This window comes from Pseudomonas inefficax (assembly GCF_032164165.1).
Classification (GTDB): Bacteria; Pseudomonadota; Gammaproteobacteria; order Pseudomonadales; family Pseudomonadaceae; genus Aquipseudomonas; species Aquipseudomonas inefficax.
Window position 1 is genome coordinate 4,118,834 of record NZ_CP134401.1, and the last position, 12,876, is coordinate 4,131,709.

Sequence of the window (12,876 nt, forward strand, 5' to 3'; positions counted from 1 at the left end):
GGAGCACGCGATGAGCATGACCTTTTCCGGCCAGGTAGCCCTGGTCACCGGCGGCGCTGCCGGCATCGGCCGGGCGACCGCCCTGGCTTTCGCCCGGGAGGGCTTGAAGGTGGTGGTGGCCGACCTCGACCCGGCCGGTGGCGAGGCCACTGTGGCACTGATCCACGCGGCGGGCGGGGAGGCGCTGTTCATTGCCTGCGACGTTACCCGTGATGCCGAAGTGCGCCAACTGCACGAGCGCCTGATCGCCGCCTATGGCCGGCTGGACTATGCCTACAACAACGCAGGTATCGAGATCGAGCAGGGCCGCCTGGCCGAAGGCAGCGAGGCGGAGTTCGATGCCATCATGGGCGTCAACGTGAAGGGTGTATGGCTGTGCATGAAGTACCAGCTGCCGTTGCTGTTGGCCCAGGGCGGTGGGGCCATCGTCAATACCGCCTCGGTGGCGGGCTTGGGTGCGGCGCCGAAGATGAGCATCTACAGCGCCTCCAAGCACGCGGTGATCGGCCTGACCAAGTCGGCGGCCATCGAGTACGCCAAGAAGGGCATCCGGGTGAATGCGGTGTGCCCGGCGGTGATCGACACCGACATGTTCCGCCGCGCCTATGAGGCCGACCCACGCAAGGCCGAGTTTGCCGCTGCCATGCATCCGGTGGGGCGTATTGGCAAGGTCGAGGAAATTGCCAGCGCCGTGCTGTACTTGTGCAGCGACGGCGCGGCGTTTACCACAGGGCATTGCCTGACAGTGGATGGTGGGGCTACGGCGATCTGATCTGATATCGGTGTGGCCTTCTTCGCGGGTAAACCCGCTCCCACAGGTACCCCACTGCTCTCGGGGCCGGTGATATCTCTGTGGGAGCGGGTTTACCCGCGAAGAGGCCCTTGCAGGCCACCACAAAGGCTAGCGCGAACCCTGTGGGAGCGGGCAGGCCCGCGAAGAGGCCCTGGCAGACCACCACAATGCCAGCCCAACCAGCAAACACCCCACCACCAGCACCCCACCAAACACCAGCAACGCCAACCGCGACCCCAGCCGGTCACTCAGCAAGCCGGTAAAGATCACCGGCAGGCTGAACCCCAGGTACGCCAGTAGAAAGAACCCGGCACTGGCCCGTGTCTTCTCGCTGCCGGCCAACTGGTTCACCGCTGCCAGCCCGCCCAGGTAGATAAACCCGTAGCACGCACTACTGGCCGCCACCGCACCCAGCAATACCGCGCCCAGCTGGCCGCTGTCCGCGCCCCAGGCCAGCACGGCATAGCTGCAGGGCAATATCACCAGCCCCAGCAAGGTGGCCGTACGGCTGCTGAGGCGTCGTGCCATGGGCTGGAACAACAACCCGCAGCTGATCACGCAAAAGGTCGAAAACCCCGACCAGGCGCTAAGCCCATGCTGGCGCAGGATGCCCGGCAGCAGGGCAATCACCAGCCCCACGCAGGCCCACGCCAGCAGAATGGCCAGGCCATAGGCCACGCTGCCACGCGGGTAGCAGGGCAGGCGCAGCATGGGGTTGCGTTGTGCCGGGCGTGGGTCGGGCAGGCGCCATGCCAGCAACATGGCCAGCGCCGCCAGCAGCAGTTGCAGGTGGAAGCTGCCCGGGGTCAGGCTGGGGCCGCGCAACAGGAACAGGCTGGTCAGCGCCGCGCCCAGGCCAAAGCCCAGCGAGGTGCTGGCGGTGACCCAGTTGGCGGCGCGGGTGTTGTCCAAGCCGCCCATCAGTTCTCCCATGTAGGCGGTGGCCGTGGCCGAAGCCAGGCCGGTACCCAACCCAAGGAACAGCCGCGCCAGGCCCAGGGTTTGCAGGCTGGGGGCCAGCAGCATCAGTACGGTGGCGACCATCGACAGGGCCAGTGCGGCAAGCACCAATGGCCTGCGCCCGACCCGGTCGGCCAGCCCGCCCAGGGCCAGCAGCACGGGTAGCACGCCGAGCACATAGCCGGAGAAGGCCACTGCGGTGGCGGCAGCGCCTTGGCCGGAGAGGTCGGCGTAGGTGATGTACAGCGGGGCCTGCAGGTTGACGGCCAGGGTGATCAGGCAGAGGGCGAAGGCCAGGCGGGCCGGGGCGGTGGGCATGGTAGGGGTCCTGGTTCTGTAGTGTCTGTACTGGCCCTTTCGCGGGTGAACCCGCTCCCACAGGTACGACACCGCTCTCGGGTTGGGTGCGACCCCTGTGGGAGCGGGTTCACCCGCGAAAGGGCCGGGCCTGCCAACTCTGATGCCTGCCCATTCCCCTCACCAGACACACCGCCAACCCTTTTATGCTTAACTGTTCGCTCAAAACCAGCGAACACTTGCCCCATGCACTTGCCACTCGACCGCACCAGCACCACCCCGCTGGTACAGCAACTCACCGACCACCTGCAAACCTGGATCGACCAGCAACGCCTGCGCCCCGGCGCACGTCTGCCGTCGATCCGGGCCTTGGCACGCAGCCAGGGCGTAAGTGCGTCGTGTGTGATCGAAGCCTACGACCGCCTGGTCGCCAGCGGCTGGCTGGAGGCCCGCCACGGCACCGGCTTTTTCGTCGCCGAGCGCAAACCCGGCCTGGCCGTGGAAGACGCCCAACCCTGGGGCGAGGCCGGGGACGGCAGCTGGCGGCAGTTCCGCGAGGGCCATGACGAATTGCTCAAGCTGGGCTGCGGCTGGTTGCCCAGCAGCTGGCGCGCCGCCACCGAACTGGCCCAGGCAGTGCGCCAGGTCAGCCGGGGCAACCCACAGGACCTGTTCGACTACTGCCCACCCCTGGGCCTGGCCAGCCTGCGCCAGCAGCTGCACAAGCGCCTGGCGCAGCTGGGCATCGCCGCCGGGCCCGAACGTATCCTCACCACCCACGGCGCCAGCCACGGCCTCGACCTGCTGGTGCGCACCCTGCTGCGCCCAGGCGACACGGTGCTGGTTGAAAACCCCGGCTACTACAACCTGTACAACCTGCTGCGCCAACACCAGGTGCACATGCTGCCGGTGCCACGCACCGCCGAGGGGCCGTGCCTGGCCACCCTCGAAGCCCTGCTGGCCGCGCACAAGCCGCGCTGCCTGTTCATCAACAGCCTGTACCACAACCCCACCGGCACCAGCTTGACGCCCAAGGTGGCCTACCGCCTGCTGGAGCTGGCCCGCGAGCACGATCTGCGCATCATCGAGGACGATATCTACGCCGACTTCCAGGAAGGCCCGGCCACCCACCTGGCCACCCTCGACAGCGAGCAGCGGGTAATCTACATGGCCAGTTTCTCGAAAACCCTCAGCAGCTCGCTGCGGGTCGGCTACCTGGTCGCCGACCCGGCATTGCTGGCGCGCTTGGCCGAATTGAAGATGGTCAGCGGCATCGGCACCTCGCGCTTTGCCGAGCAGGTGGTGGGGCAGATGCTGGCCAACGGCAGCTACCGCAAGAGCGTGCAGCGCCTGCGTGTGCGCCTGGGGCAGCACATGGCCAGGCTGCTCGGCCAGCTGGAACAGGCGGGCTGGCAGGTGTTCTGCGAGCCCTACGGCGGCATGTTCGTCTGGGCCTGCGTGCCAGGCCGGGATTTCGCCAGCCTGGAGCGCCTGGCCCTGGAACACGATGTGCTGCTCACCCCCGGCAGCGCCTTCGATTACCAGGGCGCGGCCAGCGCCTGGCTGCGCATCAATGTCGCCTACGGGCAGGACTCCCGCGCCCAGGCCTTCCTTCAGCACGCAGGGCGACCTCTGCCAAGCTGATAGCGACACGCTCATAGCTATTTGACACCATTCTGACGCCAGGCCCTTGTTCATCGGCTGGCAACGTTGCCACCCTTGGCCTTCGGGATAACCTCGCACGCAGAAGGGGAATCGGCATGGGCGCGAGCAAGCACGGTGTGCTGGCCAACCTGGGCATGGCCCGCAAACTTGGCCTGGGCTTTGCCCTGGTGCTGGTGCTGACCCTGGCGGTGGCGGCCATTGGCATTGCCGCGCTACACAGCGTTGGCCAGCGCTTCGACAGTTTGCGCCAGTTGGCCCAGTTCAATACCGACCTGCTGCGCTTGCGCCAGCACGAGCAGGCCTTTGCCCTGCGCTCCGACCTGCAGCAAGCCGAGGCCTTGCGCAGTGGCCTGCAGGGCCTGGCCGAGCGCGCCCGTGGCCTGCCGGCGCTGGCGGCGGCAGAAACCGACCTGGCGGCTTATGGCCAGGCGTTCGAAGCCTTTGTCGAGGCGGTGCAGGCCAAGGAGCTGGCGCTGGACATGGCCAGCTGGTCGGTGTCCAGCGTGGCCAACAACCTCGACGTACTGCAGGCCGGCCTGGCCGATGATGGCGTGTACACCCTCAAACAGTCCCAGGGCCAGCAAGGCGGTGCATTCCTCGAGCAGGCCGCGCAGGTGGCGCAGGTGTCGCGGCTGATGCTGCAGGCCATGGACGAAGCGCGGGTACGCCTGGAAAAAAGCCGCAAGGGCGAAGAGGGCGTCAGCCAGGAGCGCATCGCCCAGACTGTCGAGGCCGCCAGCCTGGTCAGCCAGTTACAGGGGGCGGTCAGCGATGCCGGCTACCAGAGCGTGCTGGGCGAAGTGGCGGGGCACATTGGCAGCTTCTCGGAAAAACTCAACGAATACACTGACCAGCTGGCCCGCGAGCAGGGCTTGAAGGCGCAGTTGCAGGCCAGTGCCGAGCAAGCCACCAGCCGGGTCGACCAGGCCTACCTGGGGCAGGAACAGGCCCTGCAGGGCGAACTGCAACGCAATGCCGTGGCCATCGGCCTGGCCACGGCATTGGCGCTGCTGGTGGGAGTGCTGGCCGCCTGGCTGATCACCCGCGCCGTGGTCGGGCCGCTCAAGCATGTGATTGCCCGCGCCCAGCGCATTGCTGCCGGCGAGCTGAGCTTTGACGCCCAGGCGCCACGCCGTGACGAAGTAGGGCAGTTGATGCAGGCCATGCAGCAGATGGCGGCGGGCCTGTCGGGCATTGTCAGCGGCTTGCAGCAAGGCATCGAGCAACTGGCTGGCAATGCGCAGGCGCTGTCGGCGGTGACCGAGCAGACCAACCGCGAGGTAGGCAGCCAGAAGGAAGAGACCGAGCAGGTGGCCACCGCCATGCAGCAGATGACCGCCACTGTGCACGATGTGGCGCGTAATGCCGAAGAGGCGGCGCAGGCGGCCCAGGCGGCGGACGAGAAGGTTGATTCCGGCCAGCAGGTGGTGCGCCAGAGCATGCAGCGCATCGAGCAGCTGGCGGCGGCGGCGGAGACGGCCAGCGCCGGTATCGACAGCCTCAGTGCCGAGATCCACACCATTGGCGATGTGCTGGAAGTGATCAAGAGCGTGGCCGAGCAGACCAACCTGCTGGCGCTGAATGCGGCTATCGAAGCCGCCAGGGCGGGTGAGCAGGGGCGTGGCTTTGCCGTGGTCGCTGATGAGGTGCGTGCGCTGGCGCGGCGTACCCGGCAGTCTACCGAGCAGATCGAGACCTTGGTCGCCAGCCTGCGCGGCAATGCCCAGCAGTCGGTGGCCCAGATTCGCGGCAGTACCGAGCTGGTGCGGTTGGCGGTGGCTGATGCGCTGCAGACCGAAAGCGCGCTGGGCAGCATTGCCGCGGCGGTGTCATTGATCCAGCAGATGAACCAGCAGATTGCCGCGGCGGCCGAGCAGCAGAGCTCGGTGGCGGAAGAGATCAGCCGCAGCGTCACGCAGATTCGTGGCAGTGCCGATCAGGCGGCGTTGGCGATGCAGGACAATGCCCGGTCGAGTATCGAGCTGGCGCAGTTGGGCACCGACCTGAAGGGGATGGTGGGGCATTTCAGGTTGTGATCCGGGCCTGGGCTTTGTGTTGCCTGTACCGGCCTCTTCGCGGGTGAACCCGCTCCCACAGGTACCCCACTGCCTTCAGGTCCAGTGAAGCAGCCTTGTACTGCGAAGGGGCCAGCAATGCTACAGAACACCTTCTGTCATACCGGCCTCTTCGCGGGCACGCCCGCTCCCACAGGGAACACACAGCCTTCAGCCCTGTGGTATTCCTGTGGGAGCGGGTTTACCCGCGAAGAGGCCGGCACAGGCAACAAATATCTTCAGGCCCTGCGCGGGTTGAGGATCATCAAGGCCAGCACCCCCGCGACAATCCCCCAGAACGCCGAGCCGATCGAGAACAAGGTCAGCCCCGAAGCCGTGACCATGAAGGTAATCACCGCCGCCTCCCGCTCACGCGCCTCGCTCATGGCCACGGTCAGCCCGTTCATGATCGAGCCGAACAGCGCCAGCGCCGCAATCGACAGCACCAGCTCTTTCGGCAGCGCCGCAAACAGCGCCGCCAGGGTCGCGCCGAACACCCCGGCAATGCCATAGAAAATCCCGCACCACACCGCCGCGGTGTAACGCTTGGCCGGGTCTTCATGGGCATGCGGCCCGGTGCAGATCGCCGCGCTGATCGCTGCCAGGTTGACCCCGTGCGAGCCAAACGGCGCCAGCAGCAGCGAGGCAAAACCGGTAGCCGAAATCAGCGGCGAGGCCGGCACCTGGTAGCCGTCCGCGCGCAGCACGGCCACACCCGGCATGTTCTGCGAGGTCATCGCCACCACGAACAGCGGAATGCCAATGCTGATGGTCGCCGCCAACGAGAAGCTTGGCGTGGTCCACACCGGTGTGGCCGCTTCCAGGTGGAAGCCGCTGAAGTCCAGCAGCCCGAGGGCGCCGGACAGCACCGTGCCCACCAGCAACGCGGCCAGTACGCAGTAACGCGGCGACAGGCGCTTGACCAGCAGGTAGCTGAAGAACATGCCCAGTACCAGCAAGGTGCGGTGCTGGGCGGCAACGAATATTTCGCTGCCGATCTTGAACAGGATGCCCGCCAGCAGCGCCGAGGCCAGCGAGGCCGGGATGCGTTTGACCAGGCGCTCGAAGCTGCCGGTCAGGCCACAGATCAGCACCAGCACGGCACAGGTGATGTAGGCGCCGATCGCCTCGCCATAGCTGACCCCGCCCAGGCTGGTGATCAGCAAGGCGGCGCCGGGGGTGGACCAGGCCACGGTGATCGGAGTGCGGTAACGCAGCGACAGGCCGATGCTGCACACCGCCATGCCAATCGACAACGCCCAGATCCATGAGGAAATCTGCGCGCTGGTCAGCCCGGCTGCCTGGCCGGCCTGAAACATCAGCACCAGCGAGCTGGTATAGCCGGTGAGCATGGCGATGAAGCCGGCGACCACCGCCGACGGGGAGCTGTCTGCCAGGGGCCGCAGGCGTGCGGAAGTGGCATCGGTCATGAACAAAATCCTTGTAAAGGTGTAAGCAGTTTTTTCAGACTACAGCGAGCAAGGTTGATCCTTGCCATACAGCGGCCATTGCTTTTAGCCGTACAGTCGCCAACTATTGGGCGCAAATGCAGAACTGCTTGGGAGTGGAAGGGCGATGTACAAGGTCTATGGCGACTACCAGTCGGGCAACTGTTACAAGATCAAGCTGATGTTGAGCCTGCTGGGCCGGCCGTACGAATGGCACCCGGTGGACATCCTCAAGGGCGAGACCGAAACGCCCGAGTTCCTGGCGATGAACCCCAACGGCAAGGTGCCAGTGCTGGAGCTGGAAGACGGCAGCTACCTGTGGGAGTCCAATGCCATTCTCAACTTCCTGGCCGATGGCAGTGAGTTCCTGCCCACCGAGCCGCGCCTGCGCACCCAAGTGTTGCAGTGGCAGTTCTTCGAGCAGTACAGCCATGAGCCGTACATTGCCGTGGCGCGTTTCATCCAGTTCTACCTGGGGTTGCCGGACGAGCGCCTGGAGGAGTACCGCAAGCTGCACAAGGGTGGGTACAAGGCGTTGAGGGTGATGGAGCGGCAGCTGCAGATGACGCCGTACCTGGTCGGCGAGCAATATTCGATTGCCGATGTGGCGTTGTACGCCTACACCCATGTGGCGCAGCAGGGCGGGTTCGACCTTGCCGACTACCCGGCGGTGCGGGCGTGGCTGGAGCGGGTCAGCAGCCACCCACGGCATGTGCCGATGGTGGGCTAGTTTCTAGCCTGTGCCGGCCTCTTCGCGGGTGAACCCGCTCCCACAGGGATATCACTGGACCTGAGGTCAGCGGGGTACCTGTGGGAGCTGGCTTGCCGGCGATAGGGCCAGTACAGGAAATCTACAAACTGTCAGGCCGAAGCGAACCGCTCATCCAGATAGGCAATGATCGCCTTGGACTCATACATCCAGGTCACCTTGCCCGCTTCTTCGATGCGCAGGCACGGCACTTTCACCCGGCCGCCACCTTCCTGCAGGGCCTGGCGGTGCACCGGGTCGTTCTTGGCATCGCGCAGCGCCACCGGCACGTTCAAACGGTGCAGGGTGCGGCGTGTCTTGACGCAGAACGGGCAGGCGTGGAACTGGTACAGCGCCAGGCCCTGGGCCGCTTGCTCGACGCGGGCCTGGGCGGCGGCGTCGCGCTTGCGCTTGGCCGGGCGGCTGATCCAGTCGCCGAACACGATGAGCTGGCCGAGGCCAACCCGCAGGGCTTTGACGATCATGGGCAACTCCTGAAATGAAAAAGCCGACCCGGCAGGGTCGGCTCGGGGTCAGCAGCCAATCACTTGATCAGGCTGAGGAACTCGCTGCGGGTGGCGGCGTTTTCGCGGAACTCACCCAGCATCACCGAGGTGATCATGGTCGAGTTCTGCTTCTCGACACCGCGCATCATCATGCACATGTGCTTGGCTTCGATGACCACGGCAACGCCGGCGGCACCGGTTACCTGCTGCACGGCCTCGGCAACCTGGCGGCTGAGGTTTTCCTGAATCTGCAGGCGGCGGGCGTACATGTCGACGATGCGCGCCACCTTCGACAGGCCCAGTACCTTGCCCTTGGGCAGGTAGGCCACGTGCGCCTTGCCGATGAACGGCAGCATGTGATGTTCGCACATCGAATACAGCTCGATGTCCCGGACCAGCACCATTTCGCTGTTGTCAGAGCTGAACAGCGCGTTGTTGGTGACTTCTTCCAGTGTTTGCTCATAACCGCGGCAAAGGTACTTCATCGCCTTTGCAGCCCGCTTGGGCGTGTCGAGCAGGCCCTCACGGGAGACGTCCTCGCCAATCTGGCTGAGGATCTCGGTGTAGTTCTGTTCCAGGGACATGGATCTACCTGTGGGAAAAAATCGCAAAAACGAAGGGTACGGCGGTGAGGGCGGCGCTGCAAGCGCGGCGTTACTCGTCGCGGCCTTCGAGCATGGTTCGCTTGAGCATCACATACACCGCGCCGGTGCCGCCGTGGCGGGCGTTGCACGAGGCAAAACCGAGCACCTGCGGGTGCTGGCGCAGCCAGGTGTTGACGTGGCTCTTGATCATCGGGCGCTTGCCGTCCAGGCGCGCGGCCTTGCCGTGGGTCACCCGCACGCAGCGCACTTCCAGTTTGGTGGCTTCGGCGATGAAGTCCCACAGGGTTTCGCGGGCCTTTTCCACGGTCATGCCGTGCAGGTCGAGGCTGCCCTCGAACGGGATCTGCCCCAGCTTCAGCTTGCGCAGCTGGCCTTCCTGCACGCCATCGCGGCGCCACATCAGCTCGTCTTCGGCACCAACGTCGATGACGAACTGGTCGGACATGCCGTCGATCACCAGCGCCTTGTCACTGCGCACCGTCGCCGCCTGGCGCAGGCCGGCCAGCTTCTGGCGGTCGGCCTTGGGCTTGCCGACTTCGGCGCGGTCGTGGCGGATCGGTTTGACACCGCGCACTTCGGCCTTGAACAGGGAAAAATCGTCGTCTTGCATGATGCCTCCACGTGGGCGGCGTAGTTTACGCGACTGTGGGGGCTTGTGCAGCCTGTGCCGACCCTTTCGCGGGTGAACCCGCTCCCACAGGGATATCACCGGACCGGAGGGCAGTGGGGCCCTGTGGGAGCGGGTTTACCCGCGAAGAGGCCCGCACAGGCGACACAAAATTATCAGTCGTGTTTTTTCATCAGGTGCGGCGACAGGTTCAGTTCCCGCCCGCGGCGCAGGCGAATGCGGCTGCGCCGCCAGAAGCGCACGCCCAGCCACAGCAGCAGCAAGCCGGCCACGGTGAGGATGCCGGCCAGCGGTTTGTTGGCATTGAGCTCCGCCAGGGCAGGGTAGTTGCCCAGCAGGCCGGCGACGCCGGCCATCGCCAGCAGCACGCCCAGGGTCGCCAGCATGGCCGACAGGCCGGCCGCCAGGCGGGCGCCCCAGTTACGCGGTTCGCGCGGGCGCAGGCGCTTGGCGTCGAAACTGCCTTTGAGCTTCATTCCGCTCTCCTCTGTGGATATCCGGAATTGGACCTGGGGCCGCCCATCGGGTTCCGCCCGGCTGCCGGGCGGTTGCCTGGCTGATCAGATCAGGCTGGCGGTGGGGGCCACGCAAGCGAAGTTGTCGGCCATCACGGCCATTTCGCACTGGTGGATCTGCGCGGCCGGGATCACCCCATCCTTGAATGCCAGGTCGCGGGTAGCCGAAGCGTCTTCCACCAGGGTGCAGCGGTAACCATAGTCCTTGGCGCGGCGTACCGTGGTGCTGACGCTGGAGTGGCTCATGAAGCCGCAGACGATCAGGTCCAGGTGGCCCAGCGCCTGCAGGGTTTCATGCAGCTGGGTGTTCTTGAATGCGTTGGGCATGCGCTTTTCGATGACGATTTCGCCTTCCAGCGGCTCCAGCCCCGGAATGAACTGGCCGGCCGGCCCTTGTGGGTCGAAGCGGCCACCGACAGTGCCCAGGTGGCGGACGTGGATGATCGGACGGCCGCTCTTGCGCGCGGCGTCGAGCAACCTGGCGATGTTGGCCACGGCCTCGTCCATGCCCGACAGCGCCAGGGGCCCGCTGAGGTACTCCTTTTGCGCATCGATGATGATCAGGCTGGCGTGGCTCAGCTTGGCCGGCGGGTAATCGCGGCCAGTGAGGCGAAACATCGTGGTTGGAACGGACATCAAGGGCTCCTTGGATAGGGCTTTTGTATACCTATTCTCCCCTGCCTTGGCGCCAATGGGAATGGTTGACAACGCAAGCGGCATGGTTACTGGCTTGTGGCTAGCCTTTGGGCAAGGCAAAGGAACAAATGTGCGGGTGGGGCTGTTAGACTTTTGTCCGGTCTGAATTAGGAGTACCCCGTGATCACATCCCGCCTGCGCACGCTGCGCGACTACATCCGCTGGGCGGTCAGCCGCTTCCACGAGCACGACCTGTTCTTCGGCCATGGTGCCGACAACGCCTGGGACGAGGCCCGCTTGCTGGTTCTCGGGGCGGTGCATCTGCCGTGGGAGGTGGCCGACAGCTACCTGGACTGCATGCTCGAGGACGACGAGCGGGTACGCCTGCAGCACCTGCTCAAGCGCCGAATCGAAGAGCGCGTGCCGGCCGCCTACCTGTTGGGCGAAGCCTGGTTCTGCGGCATGTCGTTCATCGTCGACGAGCGCGTGCTGGTGCCGCGTTCGCCGATTGGCGAGCTGATCGAGAAACGCTTCGAGCCGTGGCTGGCGAGCGAGCCGGCGCGCATTCTCGACCTGTGCACCGGTTCTGGCTGCATCGGCATCGTTGCCGCCGACGTCTTCCCCGAGGCCGAGGTAGTGCTGGCCGACCTGTCGTTCGAAGCGCTTGAAGTGGCCAACCAGAACATCGAACGTCACGGCCTGGACGGGCGCGTGTATACCGTGCAAGGCGACGGTTTTGGCGGTTTGCCGGGGCAGCGTTTCGATCTGATCCTGTCCAACCCGCCGTATGTCGATGCCGAGGACTTCGACGACATGCCGGCCGAGTACCACCACGAGCCGGAGTTGGGCCTGGCCTGCGGCAACGATGGCCTGGACCTGGTGCGGCGCATGCTGGCCGAAGCGGCGGACCACCTGACCGACAAGGGCTTGCTGGTTGTCGAGGTGGGCAACAGCCAGGTGCATGTCGAGGCGCTGTACCCTGAGGTGGACTTTGCCTGGCTGGAATTCGAGCGCGGCGGGCACGGGGTGTTCATGCTGACTGCCGAGCAGTGCCGCCAGCATCAGGAACTGTTCAAGGCCCGGGTCTGATTTCATGGCCTCTTCGCGGGTAAACCCGCTCCCACAGGTATGGCGTTGCCCTTAGGTGCGACGCAGTTCCTGTGGGAGCGGGCAAGCCCGCGAAGCAGGCGACGCGGCGTCAGCGCGTGGCAATCCAGATCAGCAACCCCGCCTGGAACACCGCAAACGCCACCAGGCAGGTAATGGTAAAGCGCAGCCCACTGTCTTCACGCTGGTACTTGGCTACCCGCTCATCCCGCTCACGCAGTTGCCCTTCCTTCTCTTGCAATTGCTGGTCAGCCTGCTGCAGCAGGCCGGCAGCATCCAGTATCTCCACTCGCTGCAAGCGCTCGCTGTTCCACGCGCCCTTGAGCTGGCCCACCGTCATTTCCACGGTACGGCCCTTGAGGTGCTGGCTGTCCTCGTATTCCACCTCGATCCCCACCCCGCGCAGGCAGTGGTCACGACGCAGGCGTGAGTCTTCGTTCAGCGCATCCTTGCTCGGCAGCGCCATGCCCTCGATCCGGTAGTGCGACCACTTGCGCTGCAGCCACTGCGCGGCCTGGGCCAGCAGGAAACGGCCCAGGCCACGGTTCAAAGGTTCCAGTTGCAGGCCATGTTCATCGCCAATGCGCACCAGGCGCGTGGCGTGGTCGACGCGTATGTCCAGGCGGTTCTTTTCCTTGTGTACCTTCTGCCCGGGCAGCTGGACTTCCATGCGCAACAGGCTGTGGGCCTGGTCATGGCGCTCGGCATAGCCGAACTGCACAAAGCGCAGCGGCCGCGCGCCGGTGTTGCGGTCGGTGGGCAGGGCGGCCAGGCGCAACAGCTGGAAATGTTCGACGGCCAGCTCGGCCCAGGGCAGGGCGGCGGTTTCCTCGGGCTCTTCGGCCGGCTCTACGGCGGCGGGGGCGGTTGTCATCAGGGCTTGTCCTTGGATACGAGCATGCGGCAGGGGCTGC

At 65.6% G+C, this 12,876-nt stretch carries 13 protein-coding genes and 1 pseudogene; 6 read left to right on the forward strand and 8 right to left on the reverse strand.

Features of this window, described 5'->3' with window-relative positions; all coding sequences use genetic code 11:
- The first annotated feature begins 10 nt into the window (after positions 1-10).
- The gene (locus tag RIN61_RS18595) at positions 11-772 is read left to right on the forward strand and encodes an SDR family oxidoreductase (protein ID WP_112251873.1); all 762 of its coding nucleotides are present in this window, start codon (positions 11-13) and stop codon (positions 770-772) included.
- Between the two features lie 129 nt (positions 773-901).
- Here the strand turns inward: RIN61_RS18595 and RIN61_RS18600 are convergent, their stop codons facing one another.
- Positions 902-2,071, reverse strand: a complete 1,170-nt coding sequence (locus RIN61_RS18600) for an MFS transporter (RefSeq protein ID WP_112251818.1) — start codon at positions 2,069-2,071, stop codon at positions 902-904.
- A gap of 225 nt (positions 2,072-2,296) precedes the next feature.
- On the opposite strand from RIN61_RS18600, the gene RIN61_RS18605 reads away from it, so the two are divergent.
- The 3 genes and pseudogenes from RIN61_RS18605 to RIN61_RS26835 all read left to right on the forward strand — a co-directional run bounded on the left by RIN61_RS18605 (position 2,297) and on the right by RIN61_RS26835 (position 5,751).
- Positions 2,297-3,694, forward strand: a complete 1,398-nt coding sequence (locus tag RIN61_RS18605; RefSeq protein ID WP_313853341.1) for an aminotransferase-like domain-containing protein — start codon at positions 2,297-2,299, stop codon at positions 3,692-3,694.
- A 668-nt stretch (positions 3,695-4,362) separates the two neighbouring features.
- A pseudogene (locus RIN61_RS26830) lies at positions 4,363-4,890 on the forward strand (HAMP domain-containing protein); the annotation flags it as partial.
- Positions 4,888-5,751: a methyl-accepting chemotaxis protein gene (locus tag RIN61_RS26835; RefSeq protein WP_370290417.1), complete on the forward strand. Its 864-nt coding sequence runs from the start codon at positions 4,888-4,890 to the stop codon at positions 5,749-5,751. The pseudogene RIN61_RS26830 and the gene RIN61_RS26835, both read left to right, overlap by 3 nt.
- Before the next feature lie 257 nt (positions 5,752-6,008).
- Here RIN61_RS26835 and RIN61_RS18615 read toward each other — a convergent pair whose 3' ends face one another.
- The gene (locus RIN61_RS18615; protein ID WP_112251821.1) at positions 6,009-7,199 is read right to left on the reverse strand and encodes a benzoate/H(+) symporter BenE family transporter; all 1,191 of its coding nucleotides are present in this window, start codon (positions 7,197-7,199) and stop codon (positions 6,009-6,011) included.
- A gap of 145 nt (positions 7,200-7,344) precedes the next feature.
- Between RIN61_RS18615 and RIN61_RS18620 the strand changes: the two genes are divergently transcribed.
- Positions 7,345-7,947, forward strand: a complete 603-nt coding sequence (locus RIN61_RS18620; RefSeq protein WP_103462872.1) for a glutathione S-transferase family protein — start codon at positions 7,345-7,347, stop codon at positions 7,945-7,947.
- Positions 7,948-8,078: 131 nt separating this feature from the next.
- On the opposite strand, the gene RIN61_RS18625 is transcribed toward RIN61_RS18620, so the two are convergent.
- From RIN61_RS18625 to RIN61_RS18645, 5 genes are all read right to left on the reverse strand, one after another.
- The gene (locus tag RIN61_RS18625) at positions 8,079-8,450 is read right to left on the reverse strand and encodes a glutaredoxin family protein (RefSeq protein WP_003260822.1); all 372 of its coding nucleotides are present in this window, start codon (positions 8,448-8,450) and stop codon (positions 8,079-8,081) included.
- Between the two features lie 59 nt (positions 8,451-8,509).
- On the reverse strand, positions 8,510-9,055 hold the full coding sequence (gene folE / locus RIN61_RS18630; RefSeq protein WP_013971502.1) for a GTP cyclohydrolase I FolE: 546 nt from the start codon (positions 9,053-9,055) through the stop codon (positions 8,510-8,512).
- Between the two features lie 70 nt (positions 9,056-9,125).
- Positions 9,126-9,686 (reverse strand): Smr/MutS family protein, encoded by a 561-nt coding sequence (locus RIN61_RS18635; RefSeq protein WP_103462871.1) that lies wholly within the window; start codon positions 9,684-9,686, stop codon positions 9,126-9,128.
- A 173-nt stretch (positions 9,687-9,859) separates the two neighbouring features.
- Complete coding sequence (locus RIN61_RS18640; RefSeq protein WP_024086500.1) at positions 9,860-10,180, reverse strand: hypothetical protein; 321 nt, start codon at positions 10,178-10,180, stop codon at positions 9,860-9,862.
- Between the two features lie 84 nt (positions 10,181-10,264).
- Positions 10,265-10,855 carry a cysteine hydrolase family protein gene (locus RIN61_RS18645; protein WP_025338152.1) on the reverse strand — a complete coding sequence of 197 codons (591 nt, stop codon included), beginning with the start codon at positions 10,853-10,855 and terminating at the stop codon, positions 10,265-10,267.
- Positions 10,856-11,035: 180 nt separating this feature from the next.
- Here RIN61_RS18645 and prmB point away from each other — a divergent pair, with 180 nt between their 5' ends.
- Complete coding sequence (prmB, locus tag RIN61_RS18650; protein WP_112251824.1) at positions 11,036-11,944, forward strand: 50S ribosomal protein L3 N(5)-glutamine methyltransferase; 909 nt, start codon at positions 11,036-11,038, stop codon at positions 11,942-11,944.
- Positions 11,945-12,053: 109 nt separating this feature from the next.
- Here prmB and RIN61_RS18655 read toward each other — a convergent pair whose 3' ends face one another.
- Positions 12,054-12,836, reverse strand: coding sequence for a hypothetical protein (locus RIN61_RS18655; RefSeq protein WP_207878776.1), 783 nt, complete (start codon positions 12,834-12,836; stop codon positions 12,054-12,056).
- Between the last annotated feature and the right edge of the window lie 40 nt (positions 12,837-12,876).